26 protein-coding genes and 1 riboswitch are annotated in these 21,912 nt (G+C 67.3%); of the genes, 2 read left to right on the top strand and 24 right to left on the bottom strand.

All coding sequences use genetic code 11. The features are described 5' to 3' along the window. The first annotated feature begins 2 nt into the window (after positions 1–2). Positions 3–404, top strand: a complete 402-nt coding sequence (locus E7811_RS03590; protein WP_136393201.1) for a DUF2237 family protein — start codon at positions 3–5, stop codon at positions 402–404. On the opposite strand, the gene E7811_RS03595 is transcribed toward E7811_RS03590, so the two are convergent. The 17 genes from E7811_RS03595 to aroA all read right to left on the bottom strand — a co-directional run bounded on the left by E7811_RS03595 (position 365) and on the right by aroA (position 13,089). Continuing rightward, positions 365–925, bottom strand: a complete 561-nt coding sequence (locus E7811_RS03595) for a helix-turn-helix transcriptional regulator (protein ID WP_136393202.1) — start codon at positions 923–925, stop codon at positions 365–367. The two genes, E7811_RS03590 and E7811_RS03595, sit on opposite strands and share 40 nt — an antisense overlap. A gap of 45 nt (positions 926–970) precedes the next feature. Next, positions 971–1,477, bottom strand: a complete 507-nt coding sequence (locus tag E7811_RS03600; protein ID WP_211092080.1) for a hypothetical protein — start codon at positions 1,475–1,477, stop codon at positions 971–973. Positions 1,478–1,593: 116 nt separating this feature from the next. Further along, entirely contained in the window at positions 1,594–2,121 is a 528-nt protein-coding gene (locus E7811_RS18095; RefSeq protein WP_211092081.1) for a PepSY domain-containing protein, read from the bottom strand. A 375-nt stretch (positions 2,122–2,496) separates the two neighbouring features. After that, complete coding sequence (locus E7811_RS03610; protein WP_136393203.1) at positions 2,497–3,078, bottom strand: helix-turn-helix transcriptional regulator; 582 nt, start codon at positions 3,076–3,078, stop codon at positions 2,497–2,499. Continuing rightward, positions 3,075–3,470: a hypothetical protein gene (locus tag E7811_RS03615; RefSeq protein WP_136393204.1), complete on the bottom strand. Its 396-nt coding sequence runs from the start codon at positions 3,468–3,470 to the stop codon at positions 3,075–3,077. Before E7811_RS03615 ends, E7811_RS03610 begins: the two co-directional genes overlap by 4 nt. Before the next feature lie 161 nt (positions 3,471–3,631). Then, positions 3,632–4,168: a hypothetical protein gene (locus E7811_RS03620; RefSeq protein ID WP_136393205.1), complete on the bottom strand. Its 537-nt coding sequence runs from the start codon at positions 4,166–4,168 to the stop codon at positions 3,632–3,634. Positions 4,169–4,321: 153 nt separating this feature from the next. After that, on the bottom strand, positions 4,322–5,554 hold the full coding sequence (trpB, locus tag E7811_RS03625) for a tryptophan synthase subunit beta (RefSeq protein ID WP_136393206.1): 1,233 nt from the start codon (positions 5,552–5,554) through the stop codon (positions 4,322–4,324). 62 nt (positions 5,555–5,616) lie between these two features. Further along, positions 5,617–6,063: a GNAT family N-acetyltransferase gene (locus E7811_RS03630; protein WP_136393207.1), complete on the bottom strand. Its 447-nt coding sequence runs from the start codon at positions 6,061–6,063 to the stop codon at positions 5,617–5,619. Continuing rightward, the gene (locus tag E7811_RS03635; RefSeq protein ID WP_136393208.1) at positions 6,060–6,755 is read right to left on the bottom strand and encodes a phosphoribosylanthranilate isomerase; all 696 of its coding nucleotides are present in this window, start codon (positions 6,753–6,755) and stop codon (positions 6,060–6,062) included. The genes E7811_RS03630 and E7811_RS03635 overlap by 4 nt, the downstream gene beginning before the upstream one ends. A 17-nt stretch (positions 6,756–6,772) precedes the next feature. Continuing rightward, positions 6,773–7,138, bottom strand: a complete 366-nt coding sequence (locus E7811_RS03640; protein WP_136393209.1) for a LapA family protein — start codon at positions 7,136–7,138, stop codon at positions 6,773–6,775. Between the two features lie 34 nt (positions 7,139–7,172). Further along, positions 7,173–7,454 carry an integration host factor subunit beta gene (ihfB, locus tag E7811_RS03645; protein ID WP_136393210.1) on the bottom strand — a complete coding sequence of 94 codons (282 nt, stop codon included), beginning with the start codon at positions 7,452–7,454 and terminating at the stop codon, positions 7,173–7,175. Positions 7,455–7,646: 192 nt separating this feature from the next. Continuing rightward, the gene (rpsA, locus tag E7811_RS03650; RefSeq protein WP_136393211.1) at positions 7,647–9,329 is read right to left on the bottom strand and encodes a 30S ribosomal protein S1; all 1,683 of its coding nucleotides are present in this window, start codon (positions 9,327–9,329) and stop codon (positions 7,647–7,649) included. Between the two features lie 345 nt (positions 9,330–9,674). Continuing rightward, on the bottom strand, positions 9,675–10,307 hold the full coding sequence (locus E7811_RS03655) for an NAD(P)H-dependent oxidoreductase (protein WP_136393212.1): 633 nt from the start codon (positions 10,305–10,307) through the stop codon (positions 9,675–9,677). A gap of 178 nt (positions 10,308–10,485) precedes the next feature. Then, positions 10,486–11,097 (bottom strand): (d)CMP kinase, encoded by a 612-nt coding sequence (locus tag E7811_RS03660; protein WP_136393213.1) that lies wholly within the window; start codon positions 11,095–11,097, stop codon positions 10,486–10,488. Continuing rightward, positions 11,094–11,315, bottom strand: a complete 222-nt coding sequence (locus E7811_RS03665; protein ID WP_246020200.1) for a hypothetical protein — start codon at positions 11,313–11,315, stop codon at positions 11,094–11,096. Before E7811_RS03665 ends, E7811_RS03660 begins: the two co-directional genes overlap by 4 nt. Next, positions 11,297–11,743 (bottom strand): hypothetical protein, encoded by a 447-nt coding sequence (locus E7811_RS03670; RefSeq protein ID WP_136393215.1) that lies wholly within the window; start codon positions 11,741–11,743, stop codon positions 11,297–11,299. The genes E7811_RS03665 and E7811_RS03670 overlap by 19 nt, the downstream gene beginning before the upstream one ends. Further along, on the bottom strand, positions 11,743–13,089 hold the full coding sequence (gene aroA, locus E7811_RS03675) for a 3-phosphoshikimate 1-carboxyvinyltransferase (RefSeq protein ID WP_136393216.1): 1,347 nt from the start codon (positions 13,087–13,089) through the stop codon (positions 11,743–11,745). The genes E7811_RS03670 and aroA overlap by 1 nt, the downstream gene beginning before the upstream one ends. Positions 13,090–13,200: 111 nt before the next feature. Between aroA and E7811_RS03680 the strand changes: the two genes are divergently transcribed. Beyond that, entirely contained in the window at positions 13,201–14,271 is a 1,071-nt protein-coding gene (locus tag E7811_RS03680) for an MBL fold metallo-hydrolase (protein WP_136393217.1), read from the top strand. Here E7811_RS03680 and E7811_RS03685 read toward each other — a convergent pair. The 7 genes from E7811_RS03685 to E7811_RS03715 form a co-directional block, all read right to left on the bottom strand. Next, positions 14,241–15,335 carry an amidohydrolase family protein gene (locus E7811_RS03685; protein WP_136393218.1) on the bottom strand — a complete coding sequence of 365 codons (1,095 nt, stop codon included), beginning with the start codon at positions 15,333–15,335 and terminating at the stop codon, positions 14,241–14,243. The genes E7811_RS03680 and E7811_RS03685 overlap by 31 nt on opposite strands. A 61-nt stretch (positions 15,336–15,396) precedes the next feature. After that, positions 15,397–16,113, bottom strand: coding sequence for a tRNA (guanine(46)-N(7))-methyltransferase TrmB (gene trmB / locus E7811_RS03690; protein WP_136393219.1), 717 nt, complete (start codon positions 16,111–16,113; stop codon positions 15,397–15,399). A 170-nt stretch (positions 16,114–16,283) separates the two neighbouring features. Continuing rightward, positions 16,284–17,453 carry a methionine adenosyltransferase gene (gene metK / locus E7811_RS03695; protein ID WP_136393220.1) on the bottom strand — a complete coding sequence of 390 codons (1,170 nt, stop codon included), beginning with the start codon at positions 17,451–17,453 and terminating at the stop codon, positions 16,284–16,286. A gap of 6 nt (positions 17,454–17,459) precedes the next feature. Beyond that, a riboswitch (SAM-SAH riboswitch) is annotated at positions 17,460–17,508 on the bottom strand. Between the two features lie 32 nt (positions 17,509–17,540). Continuing rightward, positions 17,541–19,118, bottom strand: coding sequence for an apolipoprotein N-acyltransferase (gene lnt / locus E7811_RS03700; RefSeq protein ID WP_394345591.1), 1,578 nt, complete (start codon positions 19,116–19,118; stop codon positions 17,541–17,543). Then, positions 19,115–20,098 carry a transporter associated domain-containing protein gene (locus E7811_RS03705; RefSeq protein WP_136393221.1) on the bottom strand — a complete coding sequence of 328 codons (984 nt, stop codon included), beginning with the start codon at positions 20,096–20,098 and terminating at the stop codon, positions 19,115–19,117. The genes lnt and E7811_RS03705 overlap by 4 nt, the downstream gene beginning before the upstream one ends. Before the next feature lie 42 nt (positions 20,099–20,140). Beyond that, complete coding sequence (gene ybeY / locus E7811_RS03710) at positions 20,141–20,644, bottom strand: rRNA maturation RNase YbeY (protein WP_136393222.1); 504 nt, start codon at positions 20,642–20,644, stop codon at positions 20,141–20,143. Between the two features lie 142 nt (positions 20,645–20,786). Next, complete coding sequence (locus E7811_RS03715) at positions 20,787–21,812, bottom strand: PhoH family protein (protein ID WP_168732915.1); 1,026 nt, start codon at positions 21,810–21,812, stop codon at positions 20,787–20,789. Between the last annotated feature and the right edge of the window lie 100 nt (positions 21,813–21,912).

Below are 21,912 nucleotides of genomic sequence, written 5' to 3' on the forward strand. Positions count from 1 at the left end.
GGATGACCGACGGAAGACTGGCCTCGATCAACGTGCTTGGCGGGACGCTGGAACCCTGTTCCACCGATCCGCTGACCGGCTTCTGGCGGAACGGCTGCTGCGACACAGGCCCGGCAGACCGGGGGATGCACAGCGTCTGCGCGATCATGACGGACGAATTCCTTGCGCTGTCGAAATACCTTGGCAACGATCTGTCCACCCCGCGCCCGGAATACGGCTTTGCCGGGCTGAAAGCGGGCGACAACTGGTGCCTCTGCGCGGCGCGGTTCCTTCAGGCGCATGAGGAAGGCGCAGCCCCGCAGGTTCGGCTGAAGGCCACGCACCGGGCCACGCTGGACATCGTGCCGCTTGACGTGCTGCGGCTTTACGCGGCCGATGACGAGGGCGGGACCGGCGCGGACTGAGCCTCGCCGTTTCCGGTCGATACGGCGGCGCGGATCGCGCCGTCATCGCGCATCAGATCCTCGATGAACACCGACAGAAGCTGCGACCGGCCGTTGACGCCGGCCTTGCGGTAGATGGCGTTCGTCTGCGCCTTCACGGTGCCTTCCGAGGTCTTCCTGAGGCTTGCGATCTCGCCCGTGGTCATGCCCTTGATGGCGAAGAGCGCGACATCGCTTTCGGCGGGCGTCAGTTCCCATTCGGCAAAGCGTTCCTGCAACAGGTCCAGGAAGGCGCCAGAGGCGCGGCGCAGGCGTTCCTCGGCCTCGCGACGGCCGTGAAAGGCGCGGCGGGTCATCAGCCCCCCCATCAGCAGCCCGAGGATCAGGCCGAGGGCGGCGCCGATCTCGATCGCCTCGCGGACCTGCCACGGGATCGGATCGGAGCGAAGCCCGATGAACGGGCCAAGAATGTCATAGACGAAAAAGACGGCACAGAAGGCCTGGATTCCGAAGACACCGCCAATCAGATAACGCGGGGTCATGGCCAACCCTTCCCGAACAACCAGACAGCACAGGCACACACCGGATCAGTCATCGCGGTCATCGTCCCGGCCTGACCTGCCGTCGTCGCCGCCCCGCCCGCGACCGCGCCCGCGGTCGTCATCCCTGTCGTCGTCGCGGTCGTCGTCCCTGTCGTCGTCGCGGTCGTCGTCGCGGTCGTCGTCGCGGTCATCGTCCCTGTCGTCGTCTCGGTCGTCATCCCTGTCGTCGTCACTGTCGTCCCGATCCGACCCGGAGGAACCGGAATCGCGCCCCGACCGGTCATCCCTGATCTCGGTTCCGCCACCCGAGGTGACATCGCGCAGGATCTCGCCCGTGCGCAGGTCCACCACGATCTCGCGCCGCTTGCGCCCACGGATGCCGACGATGCGCGTCCGGCCAAGCCAGGTCTTTTCGATGACAAAGTCCTGATAGCCCTGCCGACGCAACTGGCTGAGGATGCTGTCGGCCATCGACTGCGCCTCGGCGACAGAGCCAAGGCCAAGCGGGACCATCGCCCCCGCCAGAATTTTCAGGACCTGCCTGCGTTGCACGGCGCTCTCCTTCATGGTCCGCCACCGGAACAGACCGTATCCGGTGTAGACTAGCGTCAGTTTTCAATGCCGCAAGGCCCGGCTTCCGCCGGGCCCTGTGACCTCATGCCGACCGGTCAGTCATCCGATCCACGGCCACGGCCGCGGTCGTCATCGTGGTCGTCGTCCGATCCGCGCCCCCGGCCGCGGTCGTCATCGTCATCGTCGTCCGATCCGCGATCCCGGCCGCGGTCGTCATCGTCGCGGTCATCGTCATCGCGCCCGCCGCGGCCACGACCACGACCCTTGCCATCATCATCATCGTCATCATCGTCCCAGCCGCGGCCCGGGCGGCTGCTGTCGATGCCGCGCACGAAGTCCCGCGCCCGTTCGCGGATCTGCACGCCGGGGCGGGTGTTGTCGTCACTATCGACGCCCTCGACCTCGGATTTCAGGATGGCCCCGGTCCGGCGATCATAGATCACCTCGGTCTTCTGCATGCCGCGGATGGCCTCGACCTTGATCTGGTTCGGCCCGGTCTTGATCTCGACCCGCGTATAGCCCTGTGCCTGGTAATCGGCGGCCAGCGTCTGCGGAGAGATTTCCGCGAACGCCATGCTGCCGGCAAACACGAGCCCTGCGGTGAAGGTGGTGAAGAGTTTCATGGTCATATCCCCGTTTACTTGTGATCGGTTCCCTGGATCGTTCCGTCCCGCCGGACCCCGCCTGCCCTTCCGTACCGTCCTGGCATCGGTGTCTGGCGTCTGGCTGTCGGTCCGTCGATGAACCCATCTGGCGCCATTCCGGGGCGCCGGGATATTGACCCAGGGGTTATTGGCGGGCCAATCGACCCTGGGTTTGCAGGGATAGACCGCGGGTTTAGGCGAATTGCCTTGGAATTCCGGGGCAGAGCAGGATCCGGCGCAGTCCCGCCGGGAAGGCGGGGCCGATGCGGCAACGACCGCCTATTCCCGTGGTTTATGCGCCTCTCTCCATCGGCCAGGGCGGGCGGCGCCGCAAAGGGTGCCGGTCCTGGCCGTCTACTGGCGCGATTCGGCCGACGGCGGGGCGGCGGGGGCGGCCTTGCCGTTTTCGGAAAGGACCGCGCGGATCGGCGAATCGTCGGCCATCAGATCCTCGAAGAACAGCGACAGAAGCTGCGATTTCCCGGTCACCCCGGCCTTCTTGTAGATGGCATAGGTCTGCGCCTTGACCGTCCCTTCCGAGGTCTGGCGCAACCGGGCGATATCGGCCGTGGATAGCCCCTTGAGCGCGAACAGCGCCACATCCTTTTCCGCCGGTGTCAGCCGCCATTCGTCGAAGCGTTGTTCCAGAAGCCCCATGAACACGCCCGAGGCGCGTTCCAGCTGTTCGCGGGCGTCGTTGCGGTCGCCAAGCGCGCGATGCAGCGCGTATCCCCCGGCAAAGATCCCCAGCACCAGACCAAGCGCCGCGCCGATCTCCATGAATTCGCGCAGCCGCCAGTTCAGCGGCTCGGTCACGATGCCGGTCAGGGCTGACAGGATATCGAAGATGAAGAAGGCCGCGCAAAGCAACTGCACGACGACCAACACAGCCAGCCAGACGACGGTCCGGCGGGAAACACGCGAAGAAAACGTCACTCGGTCACGTCTCCCGCGACGCCGACACCCTTGTCAGTGCCCCCAAGCGCCGAGTCGGTGACGGTGCGCTCGGGCAGGTCGACGGCTGCCACCGCGGCGCCGCGCCCCTGGCCGTCCCTGCCCCGCTCGCGCTGGATCGTCGCCAGGCGCGAGGGTTCGCGCAGGTAGTCGCGCAGGATCTCGCCCGTCGAAGGGTTGATGACGATCTCGCGCCGGATCTTGCCTGCCTCGGCCACGACATAGAGCCGCCCCAGCAGGGTGCGGGAGATGCTGACGGTGGTGTAGCCCTGCGCCTCAAGCTGGCGGATCAGGCTTTGTTCCATCGACTCGGCCCGCGCCAGGGGGGCGGTCAGGGCCAGCACCAGAAGGGCGGCGGACATGTGCCTGAACATCTGCGTTCCTCGCGATCAGAGCGGCGTTTTTTCGGGGTGCGGCCCCGATTCCCGTTTCGGAAGATATCGCATCTCTGCCCCTTTCGGGGCAGAGATGACAGCCGGCCGGCAGCGTGCGAGCTGCGCGGGGATGAACGCGGCACGGGGCCGGCCGACCGGTTTCAGTTGCCCGCCGCGCAGAGCGCCTCGCGACCGCGGCGCCACTGCGGCACGACGCATCCGTCATTGGACCGGCCGGATTCGGTGCCGCCGCCCGCGAAGCTGCGCATCCGGTCGCCGCCCGCGCCGCGCGTTTCGACGGCGGTCGTGGTGGCCACGGCTTCGCCATCGAAATGGCTTCCGTCTTCGACAGTGCCCTCGCCGCCGTCCTCGACGATCTCGCCACCGCAGGCCTCGCAGAAGTCCGGGTCGCCGCCGGTATAGGCCATGCCGTCATCGTCGACCGGCATCGGTTCACCCGGATCGCCTTCGCCCGGATCGCCTTCGCCGGGATCGCGGTCCCCGATGCCAGCCTCGCCGGCATCCGAAACGCCGCTGTCGTCGCCCGCTTCACCCGTGACCAGGACAACGCCCGGTTCGTTCACATGAACCACAAGACCCGCGCGGACGGGTCCGGCCGCGGCCGTGGTGGTCATCAATGCCGTCAGCGCCACGCCCAGCGTCAGCGCCATTCCTGCCGTCCGTTTGAATTCGAACATACCTGCCTCCGTTACACGCCGGCCGGGTGATCCGGTCGGCCCCTGCAGGCGAGGGCGAATCGGACCGGAAAGTCCATCTGGCGAATGTTTAGGGCGCGGCCCTCCGGGAAGGCCGCGCCCCATAAACAAAGGTTTAGACCGATCCGGGCGGGATCAGATCTTCATGTCAAAGCCCAGATGCTTGGCCACGGTGAAGATGTCCTTGTCGCCCCGGCCGCACATGTTCATCACGATGATCTGGTCCTTGGGCAGGGTCGGCGCCAGCTTCATCACATGGGCCAGGGCGTGGCTGGGTTCCAGCGCAGGGATGATCCCTTCCAGCTTGCAGCACAGCTGGAACGCCTCAAGCGCCTCGGCATCGGTGATCGAGACATATTCGGCACGGCCCGTGTCATGCAGCCAGGCATGTTCCGGCCCGATGCCCGGATAATCCAGCCCCGCCGAGATCGAGAACCCTTCCAGGATCTGCCCGTCGGCATCCTGCAACAGATAGGTGCGGTTGCCGTGCAGCACGCCGGGGCGCCCGCCCGTCAGGCTGGCGCAATGTTCCATCCGGTCGTCCACGCCCTTGCCGCCCGCCTCGACCCCGATGATGCGGACCGACGGATCGTCGAGGAAGGGATAGAACAAGCCCATGGCGTTCGACCCGCCGCCGATCGCGGCCACGACCACATCGGGCAGGCGGCCCTCGCCTTCCTGTTCGGCCAGCTGCCAGCGCACTTCCTTGCCGATGATCGACTGGAAGTCGCGCACCATCGCCGGATAGGGATGCGGCCCCGCCACCGTGCCGATGCAGTAGAACGTGTCGCGCACATTCGTCACCCAGTCGCGCAGCGCGTCGTTCATCGCGTCCTTCAGCGTGCCCCGGCCCGAGGTCACGGGCACCACCTTGGCGCCCAGAAGCCGCATGCGGAAGACGTTCGGCGCCTGCCGTTCCACATCATGCGCGCCCATGTAGACCACGCATTCCAGGCCAAACTTGGCGCAGACCGTGGCGGTGGCCACGCCATGCTGGCCCGCGCCGGTTTCGGCGATGATCCGGGTCTTGCCCATGCGGCGGGCCAGGATGATCTGGCCCAGCACGTTGTTGATCTTGTGCGCGCCGGTATGGTTCAGCTCGTCCCGCTTCATGTAGACCTTGGCGCCACCCAGCTGTTCGGTCAGGCGCGGCGCGAAATAAAGCGGCGAGGGGCGGCCGACATAATGCTTCCACAGGTCGTCCATCTCGGCCCAGAAGCTGGCGTCGGTCTTGGCCTTTTCGTATTCCGCCTCAAGATCCAGGATCAGCGGCATCAGGGTTTCCGACACGAACCGCCCGCCGAAGATGCCGAAACGGCCCTTTTCGTCCGGCCCGGTCATGAAGCTGTTGATCCCGTCCTCGGCCATGCTGCGCCCTCCTTGATGAACAGACCGGATGTAGCGCCCTTCGGGCTGCGGGGAAAGGGGGATCAGTCCAGCGGCTTCTTCATGCCCAGATGGCTCGGCTCGTAACCCAGCCGTTCATAGAAGGCATGGGCGCGGTGGCGCGACTTGTCCGTGGCAAGCTGGATGATGCGCGCGCCCGCGGCCCTGGCCCGCGCCTCGGCCATCCGCATCAGCGCGGCCCCTACCCCCTTCGACCGCAGGTCGGGCGCCACGCGGACGGCCTCGACCAGCGCCCGGATCATCCCCTGCCGCGACAGCCCGTGCAGGATGGTCAGCTGGCAGGTGGCGACGATCCGGCCGGCATCATCCTCGCCCACGATCAGCTGATGCATCGGATTGGCCGACAGCGCGGCGAATGCGGCACGGTAGGGCGCCATGTCCGCCCCTTCACGCCCCTGACCAAGCGGGTCGTCGGCCAGAAGCGCCGCGATGGCGGGAACGTCCTCGGCGATCGCGTCGCGAAAGATCATCGCCGCGCCGCCCGCAGGTCGGGGATGCCGCCGGGCAGACCGCCACCGCCCGCCGACACGGCCGCCCTGACGAAAGCCGCCATGCGCGAGGCGTCCTTCACCCCCGGCGCGCTTTCCACGCCCGAGGACACATCGACCTGCCGCGCATTGGTCAGCCGGATCGCCTCGGCCACGTTTTCGGGCGTCAGCCCCCCGGCCAGCATCCACGGACGCAGCCAGCGGCGTTGCGCGACCAGCCGCCAGTCGAAGGACAGGCCGTTGCCGCCGGGAAGCGCGGCATTCCTGGGCGGCTTGGCATCGATCAGCAACTGATCGGCGACGGTGGAATAATCGAAGATCGCCGCCAGATCGCCCTCGTCGGCCACGCCGATGGCCTTCATCACCGGCAGGCCATAGCGCGCGCGCACCTCGGCCACGCGGTCGGGGGTTTCATGGCCGTGCAGTTGCAGCATGTCGATCGGCACCGCCTCGACGATCGCATCCAACGCCGCATCATCGGCATCGACGGTCAGCGCCACCTTTGCCAGCCCCGGAGGCGCGGCAAGGGCCGCGTCGCGCGCGGCTTCAAGCGTGAGGTGGCGCGGGGATTTCGGAAAGAAGACAAAGCCCGCATAGGCCGCGCCCGCAGCCGCGGCGGCGGCGACATCGGCGGGTGTTCGCAACCCGCAGATCTTCACCCGGATTTCTGGCATGGATCAGCCTTCCCGGATCAACCGGCCTTGCGGGGCTGTTCCAGGATCGCCAGAACCTCGTCCCCGCCCGTGTTGCCCTTGGCGTCGCGCATCTGCGCCAGTTCGCGCTCCAGCCGCGCAACCTCGCGCGCCTTGGTCGAGGCGGCGGCACGGTGCTTGTGTTCGCGGAACCATTCCCAGACGAAGCCGATCAGAAGCCCCGCCGCGATGCCGCCGAAAATCACCAGGAACAACGGCAGTTCCACCGCCGAGGAATACCCCAGGAGCGTGGCCATATCCTCGGGCAGGGCGCGCAGCGTCACCGGCGCGCGGTTCGCAAGCGCGACCGTCATCAGCACGATGGCCAGCACAACCAGAAACAACAGACGCAAGAGGCGGATCATGGGTCCAATTCCTGTCTTTCCGCCGCGCGCGCCGTCACTTGCCGTTCAGGCGGTCACGCAGCAGCTTGCCCGTCTTGAAGAAGGGCACCTTCTTGTCTTCCACCGCCACGGCCTCGCCGGTGCGGGGATTGCGCCCCACCCTTGCATCCCGCGACTTGACGGAAAATGCGCCGAAACCGCGCAGTTCCACCCTGTCGCCCCGTGCCAGGGCTTCGATGATTTCGTCGAACACGGTGTTCACGATGCGCTCGACGTGGCGCTGCGTGAGATGCGGATTCTCGTCTGCGATCTTCTGGATCAGTTCCGACCGGATCATCCGTTACGTCCCCCCTGTGGCGTGAAGGACTGCTTTCGCCACGTTTTTTGTTTTCCCGGCGACTATAGGCAAAAAAAACCTTGGCTCAAACAGGAAATGGGCGGTGCGGGGGCGTCATGCGCGGTCGCAGGCAGACAAACGTTAAGGGCCCCGCCGTTCGGCGAGGCCCCGTTGTTTCGCAGGCAGAAACGATCAGCCCTTGTCGCCCTTCAGAGCGGCGCCAAGGATATCGCCCAGCGAGGCACCCGAATCGGACGAACCGTACTGTTCCACGGCTTCCTTTTCTTCGGCGATCTCGCGCGCCTTGATCGACAGGCCCAGACGACGGGTCTTGCTGTCGACGTTGGTGACGCGCACGTCGACCTTGTCACCGACCTGGAAACGGTCGGGGCGCTGTTCGGCGCGGTCGCGCGACAGGTCGGACCGGCGGATGAACGACTTCATGCCGTTGTAATCCACCTCGATGCCGCCATCCTCGATCGCGGTGACGGCCACGGTGATGACCGAACCACGCTTCACGCCGTCAACGGCATCCGAGAAGGTGTCGTCGCCAAGCGCCTTGATCGACAGCGAGATGCGTTCCTTCTCGATGTCCACCTCGGTGACGGCGGCCTTGACCACGTCGCCCTTGCGGTAGTTCTGGATCGCTTCCTCGCCGCGCTGGTCCCAGGACAGGTCGGACAGGTGCACCATGCCGTCGATGTCGTTGTCGAGACCGACGAACAGACCGAACTCGGTGATGTTCTTGACCTCGCCCTCGATCTGGCTGCCCACCGGATGGGTCTCGGCGAAGACTTCCCACGGGTTGCGCTGCGTCTGCTTCAGGCCGAGCGAGACACGACGCTTGGCGCTGTCGATCTCCAGAACCATGACGTCGACTTCCTGGCTGGTCGAGACGATCTTGCCGGGGTGGACGTTCTTCTTGGTCCAGGACATTTCCGAAACGTGCACCAGGCCCTCGACACCGGCTTCCAGTTCGACGAAGGCGCCGTAGTCGGTGATGTTGGTGACGCGGCCCTTGTGGACCGAACCGATCGGATAGGCCTTTTCGACGGTGTCCCACGGATCCGACTGCAGCTGCTTCATGCCGAGGCTGATGCGGTGGGTGTCCTTGTTGATCTTGATGACCTGGACCTTGACGGTCTCACCGATCGACAGGATCTCGGACGGGTGGTTGACGCGGCGCCAGGCCATGTCGGTGACGTGCAGCAGGCCGTCAACGCCGCCCAGATCCACGAAGGCGCCGTATTCGGTGATGTTCTTCACCACGCCGTCGACGGTCTGGCCTTCGGTCAGGTTGCCGATCACTTCGGCGCGCTGTTCGGCGCGGCTTTCTTCCAGGATGGCGCGGCGCGACACGACGATGTTGCCACGGCGACGGTCCATTTTCAGGATCTGGAAAGGCTGCTTCATGCCCATCAGGGGGCCGGCGTCGCGCACGGGGCGCACGTCAACCTGCGAACCGGGCAGGAAGGCCACGGCACCGCCCAGATCGACGGTGAAGCCGCCCTTGACGCGGCCAAAGATCGCGCCGTCGACGCGCTGCTCGCTGGCATAGGCCTTTTCCAGGCGATCCCAGGCTTCTTCGCGGCGAGCCTTGTCGCGGCTGATCACAGCTTCGCCACGGGCATTCTCGACGCGGTCCAGGTAGACCTCGACCTCGTCGCCCACGGCGATCGAGGGGGCCTCGCCCGGATTTGCGAATTCCTTCAGGTCGACGCGGCCTTCCATCTTGTAGCCGACGTCGATGATGGCCTGTCCCGCCTCGATGGCGATGACGCGACCTTTGACAACCGAACCCTCTTCGGGGGTGTCAATCTCGAAGCTTTCCTTCAGAAGGGCTTCGAATTCTTCCATGGATGCTTTGGCGCACATGTGCAGTCAGTTCCTTTTCATGGTTTTTCAGGCCATGCGGTTGGCTCCGCCGGTCTTTGGTGGCCCCGGAAAAAGCGCGGCCCTGCCGGAAAACCGGGCAAGGCGACTCTGTCGGGATGGGCGGGCTATAGTGCCGAACGGGAAAAAGCGCAAGCGCGGGCGTGGAAATCCGCCCGGAACACGAAGAAGGGGGGCTGTCTGCCCCCCTCTTTGGCTGCGCCAAATTCACCCCCCGAGGGTATTTTCGCCAGGTTGAAAGACAATTTGAGCAAAACTGTCTTCACTTTGGCCCCAATATCCCGGGGGTGAGGGGCGAAGGCCCGAGGGGGCAGGGCCCCCTTGCCTTCAGCCGACGTGCGAGACCAGCCGGTCCAGCGGCCGGCGCACCTTGGGCAGGCCGGCCAGCCAGTCGCCCGCGGGATCGCGGTAGCCGAGCGGCATCACCGTGACCGCGCGCAGGCCGCGGTCGCGCAGGCCGAGGATCGCATCCACCTTCGCGGGGTCGAAGCCCTCCATCGGGGTGGCGTCCACCTCTTCGAAGGCCGCCGCGGTCAGGGCGATGCCGAAGGCGATATAGGCCTGGCGGGCGGCGTGCTGGAAGTTTTCCTCGGCGCTGCGGGGCAGGTACATCGTCTTCAGACGCTCGTAGTAGGCTGTCAGCGCCTCGGAGGCGCCGCCGCGTTCGGCGGCCATCTGGGCGACCACCGCGTCGATGCGTTCGGCGGTGTAGTTGTCCCATGCCGCGAAGACCAGGACATGGCTGCCCTCGGTGATCTGGGACTGGTCAAAGGCGGCCGCGCGCAGTTCGGCGCGCACCGCGGGATTGGTGACGACGATCACCTCGAAGGGTTGCAGCCCGCTGGAAGTGGGGGCCATCCGCGCCGCATCAAGGATGCGGTCCAGCTTGTCCTGCGGCACCGCGCGGGCCGGGTCCATCTTCTTGGTGGCGTAGCGCCAGTTCAACCGTTCAAGCAACATGATGCGTCCTTTGCATGCCGGCGCGGCCCGATGGGCCCGCGCGATCATCCCTCGACGCGGGATCTAGGGGGCGGACGACCCAAGGCAAAGCCGGGCCGCCGCACAAGGGCTGTTCGGAGATGCAGAGAAGGCGGGGCCGCAGGACACGGGCGGAGGGGGGCGCCGAAAAGCGCGGGGATCAGGCAGGCCGGGCGGAAAGGCGGGCGGCGACACGGGCGATGGCCGCCGCCACCGCCTCGTCGATCGTCATGTCGCTGGTGTCGATCGTCACCGCATCATCGGCAGCGCGCAGCGGGGCGTCGGCACGGTTCATGTCGCGGTCGTCGCGTTCCCTGACCTCGGCGAGGATTTCGGCATAGGGCCGGGGCGCCGTCTCTCCGCCCAGTTCCAGCCACCGCCTGCGGGCGCGCACCTCGGCGCTGGCGGTCACGAACAGCTTCACATTGGCCTCGGGGCAGATCACCGTGCCGATGTCGCGCCCGTCGAGCACCGCGCCGCCCTCGCGCCCGGCGAAGCGGCGCTGGAAGTCCAGCAGCGCCGCCCGCACCTCGGGGATCACCGCGACACGGGATGCCGCCTGCCCTGCTTCCAGCGTGCGCAGGTCGGGCCGCGCCAGATCGGCGGCCGAAAGGTTCAGCGCGGCGGCCACCGGATCGCCGCCCTTCGCCCCGACGGCCCGGTAAAGCGCGCCGGTGTCGAGATGGGCAAAACCGAAGTGATCGGCCACGGCGCGGCTGATCGTGCCTTTCCCCGCCGCCGCAGGCCCGTCGATCGCGACCGTGAACTTCATGTCCTTCCTTTCCCTTTCCCCCGAAGACCGAACCGGGCCCTCAGGCGCGACAGTAAGCCGGGGCGCCGGAACGGCCTGCTCCCGCGCGGCAATGGCCACATCCGGCCCAGTGCCAGATCGCGCTCCGGCAGCTTGACCCGTCCGAACCCGCTGCCCGCATAGAGCGTCAGTTCGTTCAGGTAATACCGGTCGTCGACCATCAGGAAATCGATCCGCATGTAATCGAACCCCTGCGCGAGTTCCCGGGAAAGGGCAAGCATTTCGGCAAACGGGGTGCCTTCGGCGGCACCTCGCGCAGCCAGTCGGCGGTCGGTTTCCGCGTGACGCCCAGAAGCGGCGGGAACAGCCCTTCGGCCCGGTCCTTGCCGATCCGGCGGGCGACGTAATGGCGCACCGCGTATTTGTCGAGGATCGTCCGGAACACCGGCCGGCGGTCATGCACTTTCTGCCAGTTGACCTTTTCGTTCATCGTCCGGGGCTGATCGAGGTTCAGATCGTACCCCGTGCGTTCCCTGAAATGCGCCTTGAGCCACGGATACCCGAGCCGCGCGACTACCCAGGCATGCCAGGCCTCGACCCGGTCCTGCAGGCTGCGCAACCGTTCAAGGTCCAGCCAGAGCGCAAGGTGCCGCAGCGCGGCGCGCATCAGCCATGCTCCAGCGTCGCGCCAAGCCGGGTCATCAGACCCTCGAAGATCGGGAAGGACGTGACGATCGGTGAGGCGTCATCGACCGAGACCGGTGCCTTCGCGGCCATCCCGCAGATCAGGAAACTCATCGCGATGCGGTGGTCCAGATGCGTGGCCGCCGTGGCACCGCCCGGCACGCCGCCTGCGCCCATCCCGTGCACGATCAACGTGTCCTCGTCTTCCTCGATCCGCACGCCGCAGGCTTCCAGACCGCGCGCCATCGCGTCGATCCGGTCGCTTTCCTTCACGCGCAATTCCTTGACCCCGCGCATCACCGTGGTGCCCGTGGCATTGGCCGCAACCACCGACAGGATTGGGTATTCGTCGATCATCGAAGGGGCGCGTTCGGGTGGCACCTCGATCCCCTTCAGGCTGCCCGAGAAACGCACGCGCAGGTCGGCCACGGGTTCGCCCCCCTCTTCGCGCGGGTTTTCAAAGACGATGTCGGCGCCCATTTCGACCAGGGTGGTGAACAGGCCGTTGCGCGTGGGGTTCTGGCTGACGCCGGGCACGAGGATGTCCGATCCTTCGACGATCAGCGCGGCACAGACCGGGAAGGCGGCCGAAGACGGATCGCGCGGCACGGCCACCGCCTGCGGGCGCAGTTCGGGCTGGCCGGTCAGGGTGATGACATTGCCTTCGGACGTCCGTTCCACGCTGAGCGTCGCGCCGAAACCTGCGAGCATGCGTTCCGAATGGTCGCGCGTCGCCTCGCGTTCGATGACGACGGTTTGCCCCGGCGCATTCAGCCCCGCCAGCAGAACCGCCGATTTCACCTGCGCCGAAGGCACGGGCACCACATAGCGCACCGGCACCGGGTCCGCCGCGCCGACGATGGTCATCGGCAGGCGTCCACCCGCGCGCCCGTAGGCACGCGCGCCGAACAGCGAAAGCGGATCGGTCACCCGCCCCATCGGCCGCTTGCGCAAGGATGCATCGCCCGTGAACGTGGCGGTCATGGCGGTGGTGGCCATGCATCCCATGATCAGCCGCACGCCGGTGCCCGAATTGCCGCAGTCGATCACATTGTCGGGTTCGCGAAAGCCGCCGACGCCCACGCCATGCACGCTCCACTCGCCGGGGGCGTGCTGGGTCACCTCCGCACCGAAAGCGCGCATCGCCTTGGCGGTGTCCAGCACGTCCTGGCCCTCAAGCAGGCCGGTGATGCGGGTTTCGCCCACGGCCATCGCGCCAAGGATCAGCGCGCGGTGGCTGATCGACTTGTCGCCCGGCACCTGGGCCACGCCCTTCAGCGGCGCGGACTTGCGGGCGGTCATCGGTTGCGCATCACCATGGCCGGACATCTGCGGGACACTCCTTCGCTGTTCAGCCCGCCTGATAGCGCAAGCGCAAGGCCCGGTCCATGGGGGCTGCAAGGGTTGATCCCGACCGGCCGCAGGCCATATCACCGCTGCATGAACCGCCGCCGCTTCCTGACCCTGTCCGCCACGCTGTCCTCGCTCGGCCTTGCCGGGGGCAGCCTGGTGCCGCGCCGGTCGAACCCCTATTACGACGGCCCGGCCAGCGACCATTACGACGGGCTGCGGTTCTTCAACCCCGATGGCATCCCGCCCCGCAGCGCGGGCGACCTGATGCGCTGGTGGCGCACTCGCGACAAGGCGCGCTGGCCCGAGACGGTGCCGCTGGCCCACCCGCCGGGGCGGCCCGAGGCCCGGATCGGCGACGGCGGCCTGCGCGTCACGATGGTCGGCCATGCGACGATGCTGGTGCAGGTGGCGGGGCTGAACATCCTGACCGATCCGGTCTGGTCGGATCGCGCCAGCCCCGTGGGCTTTGCCGGACCGCGCCGCACGACACCGCCGGGCATCGTCTTTGACGACCTGCCACCGATCGACGCGGTGCTTCTGAGCCACAACCATTACGACCATCTCGACATTCCTACGCTCGCCCGGCTTCGGGCAGCGCATGACCCGCTTCTGGTTACGCCCCTTGGCAATGACGCGATCGTCCGCGCCGGGGTGCCGGGGATGCGCACGGCGGCGATGGACTGGGGGCAGGCGCTTCCCCTTGGCGCGGCGCGCCTCCATTGCCTGCCCTGCCACCACTGGTCGGCGCGCGGCACGCGTGACCGGCGGATGGCGCTTTGGGGCGCCTTCGCGATCGAGACGGCCGGGGGGGCCGTGCTGTTCGTGGGCGATACCGGGTTTGACCGTGGCCGCCCCTATCGCGACCTGCCGGCCCTGCTCGGCCGCTTGCGCCTTGCGATCCTGCCGATCGGCGCCTACGAGCCGCGCTGGTTCATGGAACCCCAGCACCAGAACCCCGCCGAAGCGGTCGAGGGCTTTGCCCTGTCGGGGGCGGCCCATGCCATCGGGCATCACTGGGGCACGTTCCAGTTGACCGACGAGGCCCGCGAGGACCCCGTCACGGCGCTGGCCGCCGCGCTTTATTCGCGCGGGATCGCGCCGGAAAGGTTCCGCGCCCTGGCCCCGGCTCAGGTGTGGGACATCCCGCCCCTCGCCTGAGCCTCGGACAACTCGCCCAGCCAGATCGCCGGGTTTTCCTCGGCGATCTGGCGGAACAGGGCCTCTCCCAGCGAGGCGCGCAGGCGGATGCAGACGGCGCGTTCCGACAGCGCCTCCTGCCGGGTCATGTAGAAATCCGACCCGAACAGCACCCGCCCGGCAATCCGTTCGTCCTGAAGGAAGATCTTCAGGAACGGCAGGAAATCATCGAACTGGAACAGGGTGTATGAGATGTCGGTCCACAGGCCCGGCCAGTCACCGCTGCTGATCATGCGGCGGATCGCCACCTGCCAGTTGGCCGCCTCGTCACCGGCATCCCCCGGGGTCAGATCGCCGTTCACATAGGCGCGCCAGTCGCGCATCCCCCCGAAATGCGCCAGATTGACCCGCAGCCCGGGAAAGGCCCGCATCACCGGAATGAAGGCCTGGGGCTTCGTGTATTCGTCGGCCACCGCCGCCGACAGCCCCGCCTCGCGCACCCCGCCGCGCGAACAGTGGCTTAGGACCGGCAGGTTTCTTTCCACCAGCATCGGATAGATCCGCTCCATCAGCGCGGGATGATCGGGGGCAAAGCCGAACCTCGGGTAAAGTTTCAACCCCCGGAACCCCAGATCGCGGATCGCGCGTTCGGCCTCGGCGACCGAGGCCTCGCGCCTCGGGTCGCAGGTCGCAAAGGGGATCGCCCGGCCCTGCCATCCGGGTGCTGCCGCCAGCCGGGCCAGCTCGTCGTGCTGGGCGCGCAGACCGTCCCGCACAGGCCCGTGGCCAAGCCCCGCCATGTCCATCGGCAGGATCACGAACCGCGTCCTTGGAGGGTAATGGCGCGCAACCTGCCGCAGGACGGTTTCCTGATCGGGCGCCCGCGCCTCCTGCTGGAAGCGGCGCAGCCGGTCCAGCGTTTCGGCCAGCCCTTCCTGCCCGGCAAGGCGCATCGCGAAGGCCAGCAACCGCACCAGCCCCGGCACCCGCTTGAACAGCCACAGCAGCGGATGGGGATAAAGGCGCGGGATGTGCCTGTCGGTGAAGGTATGGACGTGACAATTCGTGATGCGGATGTCCGGCATCGGGCGGTGCTCCCTGCCCCATGTCACGCCGCAAGCGTGCGCAACCCTGTCGGACGCCGCCTCAGGCGCCGGGGCGCGCGCCTGCCCGCCGGAAGGTCAGATAATGGGGCACCCTGCCCTCGCGCAGGGCCTTCTGCTCATACCGGGTCGACAGCCAATCATCCCACGGTTGTCCCCCTTCGGCAAGCAGCTCGAAGCCCGCTGGCGGGACCTCTTCAAGCGTCTGGCGGACATAGTCGGGAATGTCGGTCGCCACGCGGAACTCGGCCCCCGGCCGCATGACCCGCGCCAGTTCGTCCAGATAGCCCGGCGTCACGAAGCGGCGGCGGTGATGGCGCGCCTTGGGCCAGGGATCGGGATAGTTCAGGAACGCCTTGTCGATCGCGGCCGCGGGCAGCACGTCGAACAGGTCGCGCACATCGCCCGGATGCAGCCACAGGTTTTCCACCCCCGCCTGCCGGATCTTGCCAAGAAGCATCGCCACGCCGTTGACGAACGGCTCGCAGCCGATGATCACCACATCGGGATAACACGCCGCCATGTGGACAAGGTGTTCCCCCCCGCCAAAGCCGACCTCGAGCCACAGAGGCCGCCCCCCCGCGACGGCGTTCAGGTCCAGCACCCGCCGTTCGGGGTTGTCGGCACGGCTCACGCCCTCCAGCCGGACCTTGCCCAGATCCTCGGCCAGATAGACCTTCTGGCTGGCGCGCAGCGTCTTGCCGTGCACCCGGCCATAGAAGTTGCGCCGCTCGGGCCGCGCGTCAGCCTGTTCCGTCATCGCCGTCCCCACCCCACAACCCGCGAGGCGCCTTCCGTTTCAACCTGATCCAAATACCCAAAACCGCCCGGCACCGCAAAGACAAAGGCCCGGCACCGGGGCCGGACCTTGCCGCAGTCCATGGCAATGCCGGTGCGGCGGGTTCGATGCCCGCCGCGCCGGCCCCGCCGTCAGCGGACGGCCTTCTTCAGCGCCTCGACCAGATCGGTGCGCTCCCAGCTGAAGCCGCCATCGGCATCGGGCGCGCGACCGAAATGGCCATAGGCCGCGGTGCGCTGGTAGATCGGGCGGTTCAGGCTCAGGTGTTCGCGGATGCCGCGGGGCGTCAGGTCCATGCATTCGGACACGGCCCTTTCGATGGCCGCATCCTCGACCTGGCCGGTGCCATAGGTATCGACATAGATCGACAGCGGCTTGGCCACGCCGATCGCATAGCTGACCTGAAGCGAGCAGCGGTCGGCCAGGCCCGCGGCGACCACGTTCTTGGCCAGATAGCGCGCGGCATAGGCGGCGGAACGGTCGACCTTGGTCGGATCCTTGCCCGAGAACGCGCCGCCCCCGTGCGGCGCAGCACCGCCGTAGGTGTCGACGATGATCTTGCGCCCGGTCAGGCCCGCGTCGCCGTCCGGCCCGCCGATCACGAAGGTGCCGGTCGGGTTCACCCACCATTCGGTCTTGTCGGTGATCCATGCCTTCGGCAGGATCTCGCGGATATAGGGCTCGACGATGGCGCGGATGTCGCCCGAGGTCTGCTTCTTCAGCTCGTGCTGGGTCGACAGCACGATCGAGGTCACCTCGACCGGCTGGCCATCCTCGTAGCGCAGCGAGATCTGCGATTTCGCATCCGGCCGGAGCGTCGGCTCCTGCCCGGATTTGCGCACCTCTGCCAGACGCCGCAGGATCGCGTGCGAATACTGGATCGGCGCCGGCATCAGTTCGGGCGTCTCGCGGCAGGCATAGCCGAACATGATGCCCTGGTCGCCCGCGCCGTCACGGTCAACGCCCTGTGCGATATGGGCCGACTGGCGGTGCAGGTAGTTGTGCACCTTCAGCGTTTCCCAGTGGAACTTCTTCTGTTCATAGCCGATGTCCTTCACGCAGTCGCGCACGATACTGTCGACGCGGTCCATGAACGCGCTCAGCCGGTCGGGGTCGGACAGGCCCACCTCGCCGCCGACGACGACGCGGTTCGTGGTGGCGAAGGTTTCGCAGGCCACGCGTGCGTTCGCCTCTTCGGTCAGCAGCGCATCGAGGACGGCATCCGAAATACGGTCACAGACCTTGTCGGGATGCCCCTCGGACACGGACTCCGAGGTGAAGACATAGTTCTTTCTGGTCATGAGAAGTGCTCCATTGGGATATCATCGCCACGCCAGGAAGCCGTTGTGACGAGTACGAACCCCCGCTACGCTTCGGCGCGGCAAAGGTCAAGCGGACGCAAAGCCGCGCCTCCGCACCAGCCCCGCGCCGAGTCCCAGAAGCAACAGGATCGCCGTGGGCGTCTCGCCCCAGCGGACGTAGGGTGTCGGCGGCAGGACACCCGGAAGGGGCGCGTCGATCACGCCCGCCTGACCGAGGGCCAGAAGATGCGGCGCCTGTCCCTCCTGCGCCCCGGGCGCCGGCGGCCCGGTGACACGACCGCGCGCATCGATCACCGCGCTGATCCCCGTATTGGCCACGCGGACAAGGGGCAGACCCTGTTCGATCGCCCGCAACCGGGCCTGCGCGAAATGCTGGTGCGGACCGGCCCAAGGCCCGAACCACGCGTCATTGGTGATCTGCAGCATCCAGTCGGCGCGTTCGGGCGCGCGGGCGATGTCCTGGGGAAAGACCACCTCGTAGCAGATCAGTGGCAGGACCCGGCCGAGCCGCGGCCCAAGATCCATGACACGCGGCCCCGCGCCTGCCGAATAGCCCGCGCCGACCTGCGCGGCAAAGGCGCGCAGGCCGAAAAGGTCGTACATCAGGTCGCCATAGGGGACGTATTCGCCGAAGGGCACCAGATGGTGCTTGTCGTAGCTGGCCGTCACCATCCCCCCGGCACCGAAAACCGCCAGCGCGTTCCAGCCGCGGTCGCCCTCGATCCGCTGGATACCCGCGGCGACAGGCGCGCCCCGCCCCGCGGCCGCGATCGCCCGCGCGATGGCCTCGCCCGGTTCCACCCTGTAGGGAACCGACGTCTCGGGCCAGACGACCAGATCGACACGCGCCGGAAGATCATAGGCAGGATCCAGTCGCAGGTCGCCCGCCGTCAGGTCCAGAAGCCTGCGAAAATGCCGCTCGGCCCAGTCGGGCGCCCATTTCAGATACTGTTCGGCATTGGGCTGCACCAGCCGTACCACCGCTTCGCGCAGGGGCGGTTCGGGCAGGGCAAGACGCTGCGCCGTCCAGCCCGCGGCACCCAGCGCGAGCGGCACCAGCACCACCGCCGACCATCGCCCCATCGCCGCGGGCAAGGCCGCCGCGATCAGCGTGGCGACCGTCACCCCGTAACTGCCCAAAAGGGAATAGACCTGCCCGGCGGGGCTGTCGGTCCAGATGTGCCCCACAAGAACCCAGGGAAAGCCGGTCAGGACATGGCCGCGCAGCACCTCTGCCCCGGCCCAAAGCGCGGCGAACCCCAGGGCCGGACGCGGCAGGCGCTGCGACAGCGCGGCCGCCGCCGCCCAGAACAGCCCCAACCCCGCCGCCATCAGGACCAGCGCGAAAGGCGACATCCAGCCGTGCCGCAGCGGATCGACGAAAAAGGGAAAGACGATCCAGTGCAGCGAGACGGCGAAATACCCGATCCCGGAAAGCCAGCCGGTCCAGAACGCAGACAACCCGCCACCGGCCCGCGCCACCGCCAGAATGATCCAGGCCAGCGCGGGAAAGGCAAGGAACCACAGGCCCGTCGGCGCCTGCCCCAACGAGGCCAGGGCCCCGGCGGCCAGGGGCATTGCCGCACCGCGCCCGTCGGGCCTTGCCTGCCAGACGGCGCGCAGGGCGCGTAACGCCCGCCTCATTCCCCGGCCTTGCCCACCGTCGCAGGCCCCGCCGCAGTCGCCGTAGCCGCCGCCGTAGCCGTCGCCGTCGCCGTCGCCGTCGCCGAGGCAACGCCCGGCAGGCGCACCCGCAAGCGTTTCACACGCCGCGGATCGGCATCGACCACCTCGAATTCGACCCCGCTTTCATGCGGCACGACCTCGCCCCGCGCCGGCACCCGGCCGGTGCGCAGGAATACAAGGCCCCCCAGCGTGTCGATATCCTCGTCATCCTCGCCCGACCGCAGGCTCATGCCGATCGCGGACTCGAATTCGTCCAGCGGCGCGGTGGATTGCGCCAGGAACACCCCGGGCTTCTCTTCCTTCCACAGGGCGCCCTCGGCCTCGTCATGTTCGTCCTCGATCTCGCCGATCACGGTCTCGATCAGGTCCTCGATCGTGACCAGACCGTCCACACCGCCGTATTCGTCGATGACCAGCGCCATGTGCACGCGCTCGCGCTGCATCTTCTGCAGCAGAACGCCCACCGGCATCGACGGCGGCGCATACAGGAGGGGCCGCAGCATCTTGCGCAGGGTGAACTTGCCGCCCCCGCCAAAACCATGCTGCAAGGCAAGATCCTTGAGGAGGATCAGACCCAGCGGGTGATCGAGCGTACCCTTGTAGACCGGCAGACGCGAAAAGCCGTGTTCGCGGAAGACCTCGACCAGCGCGTCGCGCCCGATGTCCACCGGGGCCGCCACGATCTCGGCCTTGGGGATGGCCACGTCATCGACCCTGAGACGGCGCAGATTCGCGATCCCGTGCGAGGCGCCCGGTGCAGGGCTGGCCGAGGCAGCGGGTGCCGCCCCCCCCTCTGGCGCGTCGGCGGACGACTCTCCCCCGGAAAAGACACTGAAAATACGTCCAAGAAAACCGCGTTGTCCCTGTTCGGAACTGTCGTCTCCGGTTTCGGTCCCGGCCGTGTCCGTGGCCGGCGATCCGCTGATGCTACTGCCCATGGGTCCTTTGTCCAAAACGATGCGGGTCCTGCCCGCACCGCCCTAATATGGGTCAGCCACCCCAAGTCTGGCAAGTATCCGCACCTCGCAGGCCTCCATCAGCGCCGCATCGGCATCGTCGATGTGATCGAATCCCAACAGATGCAGCACCCCGTGCACGACAAGATGGGTCACATGGTCGGCCATCGGCTTGCCCTGAGCGTCCGCCTCGCGCGCGCAGGTGTCATAGGCGATGGCGATGTCGCCCAATTCCTCGGGATCATCCGGGCCGCCCGGCCCCGGCAGGTCCGGCATGGCGCCTGGCGCGTCGGCTCCCCGCTCCTCGGAGGGCCAGGACAGCACGTTCGTCGGCTGCGGCTTGCCCCGGAAATCGGCATTCAGCGCCGCGATCCGGTCGTCGTCGCAGCCCATCAGGCTGATCAGATAGCCTGAGGCCGGCAACTCCAACTCGGCCAGGGCCGCGCGCGTGGCGCGGTCGGCCAGCGCCTCCAGCCCGAAGGCCTGCCAGCGGTCATCCTCGATGATGCAATCCACGATCGGGTCCATTCCCGCCCTTTAGGGCCTCGCGCGCAACCAGACAACACCCGCCTTCAACCTGGCGAAAATATCCTCGGGGGGTGAATTGGCCGTCAGGCCAAGAGGGGGGCAGACAGCCCCCCTTCTTCGAAGATTTTTCGTCGAAAAATCTTCACCCTTTCCGTGCGGGCGGCACCTCGTCGGCCTCGTAGGCCTCGATGATCCGCGCCACCAGGGGGTGGCGGACCACGTCCTTGGAGTTGAAGTAGTTGAAGCTCACGCCCCGGACGCCCTTGAGGATGCGCTCGGCCTCGGCCAGCCCGCTGTCGACGCCGCGCGGCAGGTCGATCTGGGTGCGGTCGCCGGTGATTACCATACGGCTGCCCTCGCCCAGGCGGGTCAGGAACATCTTCATCTGCATCGTGGTGGCGTTCTGCGCCTCGTCCAGCACCACGAAGGCGTTGGACAGCGTCCGGCCCCGCATGAAGGCCAGCGGCGCAATCTCGATCCGCTTTTCCTCCATCAGCTTCTGCACCTGCTTGGCCGGGAGGAAATCGTTCAGCGCGTCGTATAGCGGCTGCATGTAGGGATCGACCTTCTCCTTCATGTCGCCCGGCAGGAAGCCCAGCCGTTCGCCCGCCTCGACCGCCGGACGGCTGAGGATGATCTTCTCGACCGCGCCCGCGATGAACATCGTGACGCCCACGGCCACCGCCAGATAGGTCTTGCCGGTGCCCGCAGGCCCGATGCCGAAGCCCAGTTCGTGATCGAACAGGTTCTTCACATAGGCCTTCTGCGCTTCGGTCCGGGGCTCGATCGGCTTTTTCCGGGTGCGCAATTCGTATTTGCCGCCCGTGAACATCTCCATCTGCTCACCATCGCGCATCTCGTCGGGCTGGGTCCGGCCAAGGCGGATTGCCCCGTCCACATCCCCCGCCACCACGCTGCGCCCGCTTTCCAGCCGTGCGTAAAGCGACCGCAGGATCGCCGAGGCCTGTTCGCGGCTGTCCTTGTCGCCGATCACCGCCAGCCTGTTTCCGCGCCGCAGGATATGAACCCCCATCTGGTGTTCGATCTGGGCAAGGTTCCGGTCGAATTCGCCACACAGCTCGATCAGCAGGCGATTGTCCGGGAATTCCAAGGTCGTTTCCACAACATCCTCGGGACGGGTCGGGGGGGTCAGCGCGCTGATGCCCAAGTGGGTCTCCTCTAGGTGGCGTTGATGAAAGAAGTCTGCGGCCCATCGGGCCGAGTTGGCAAGTGCCGATTGTTCCCGCAAGGGACGTTGCCCAAAAATT

This window comes from Aliigemmobacter aestuarii, assembly GCF_004799285.1.
GTDB classification, from domain to species: domain Bacteria; phylum Pseudomonadota; class Alphaproteobacteria; order Rhodobacterales; family Rhodobacteraceae; genus Aliigemmobacter; species Aliigemmobacter aestuarii.

Bases quoted from the DNA above. Each gene is read 5' to 3' on its own strand.
- E7811_RS03590 (WP_136393201.1), top strand. From the start codon at position 3: ATGACCGACGGAAGACTGGCCTCGATCAACGTGCTTGGCGGGACGCTG.
- E7811_RS03595 (WP_136393202.1), bottom strand. From the start codon at position 925: ATGACCCCGCGTTATCTGATTGGCGGTGTCTTCGGAATCCAGGCCTTC.
- E7811_RS18095 (WP_211092081.1), bottom strand. From the start codon at position 2,121: ATGAAACTCTTCACCACCTTCACCGCAGGGCTCGTGTTTGCCGGCAGC.
- E7811_RS03615 (WP_136393204.1), bottom strand. From the start codon at position 3,470: ATGTTCAGGCACATGTCCGCCGCCCTTCTGGTGCTGGCCCTGACCGCC.
- E7811_RS03620 (WP_136393205.1), bottom strand. From the start codon at position 4,168: ATGTTCGAATTCAAACGGACGGCAGGAATGGCGCTGACGCTGGGCGTG.
- trpB (WP_136393206.1), bottom strand. From the start codon at position 5,554: ATGGCCGAGGACGGGATCAACAGCTTCATGACCGGGCCGGACGAAAAG.
- E7811_RS03630 (WP_136393207.1), bottom strand. From the start codon at position 6,063: ATGATCTTTCGCGACGCGATCGCCGAGGACGTTCCCGCCATCGCGGCG.
- E7811_RS03635 (WP_136393208.1), bottom strand. From the start codon at position 6,755: ATGCCAGAAATCCGGGTGAAGATCTGCGGGTTGCGAACACCCGCCGAT.
- E7811_RS03640 (WP_136393209.1), bottom strand. From the start codon at position 7,138: ATGATCCGCCTCTTGCGTCTGTTGTTTCTGGTTGTGCTGGCCATCGTG.
- ihfB (WP_136393210.1), bottom strand. From the start codon at position 7,454: ATGATCCGGTCGGAACTGATCCAGAAGATCGCAGACGAGAATCCGCAT.
- rpsA (WP_136393211.1), bottom strand. From the start codon at position 9,329: ATGTGCGCCAAAGCATCCATGGAAGAATTCGAAGCCCTTCTGAAGGAA.
- E7811_RS03655 (WP_136393212.1), bottom strand. From the start codon at position 10,307: ATGTTGCTTGAACGGTTGAACTGGCGCTACGCCACCAAGAAGATGGAC.
- E7811_RS03660 (WP_136393213.1), bottom strand. From the start codon at position 11,097: ATGAAGTTCACGGTCGCGATCGACGGGCCTGCGGCGGCGGGGAAAGGC.
- E7811_RS03665 (WP_246020200.1), bottom strand. From the start codon at position 11,315: ATGCGGATCGATTTCCTGATGGTCGACGACCGGTATTACCTGAACGAA.
- E7811_RS03670 (WP_136393215.1), bottom strand. From the start codon at position 11,743: ATGCGCGCCGCGCTGCGGCACCTTGCGCTCTGGCTGGACCTTGAACGG.
- aroA (WP_136393216.1), bottom strand. From the start codon at position 13,089: ATGTCCGGCCATGGTGATGCGCAACCGATGACCGCCCGCAAGTCCGCG.
- E7811_RS03680 (WP_136393217.1), top strand. From the start codon at position 13,201: ATGAACCGCCGCCGCTTCCTGACCCTGTCCGCCACGCTGTCCTCGCTC.
- E7811_RS03685 (WP_136393218.1), bottom strand. From the start codon at position 15,335: ATGCCGGACATCCGCATCACGAATTGTCACGTCCATACCTTCACCGAC.
- trmB (WP_136393219.1), bottom strand. From the start codon at position 16,113: ATGACGGAACAGGCTGACGCGCGGCCCGAGCGGCGCAACTTCTATGGC.
- metK (WP_136393220.1), bottom strand. From the start codon at position 17,453: ATGACCAGAAAGAACTATGTCTTCACCTCGGAGTCCGTGTCCGAGGGG.
- lnt (WP_394345591.1), bottom strand. From the start codon at position 19,118: ATGAGGCGGGCGTTACGCGCCCTGCGCGCCGTCTGGCAGGCAAGGCCC.
- E7811_RS03705 (WP_136393221.1), bottom strand. From the start codon at position 20,098: ATGGGCAGTAGCATCAGCGGATCGCCGGCCACGGACACGGCCGGGACC.
- ybeY (WP_136393222.1), bottom strand. From the start codon at position 20,644: ATGGACCCGATCGTGGATTGCATCATCGAGGATGACCGCTGGCAGGCC.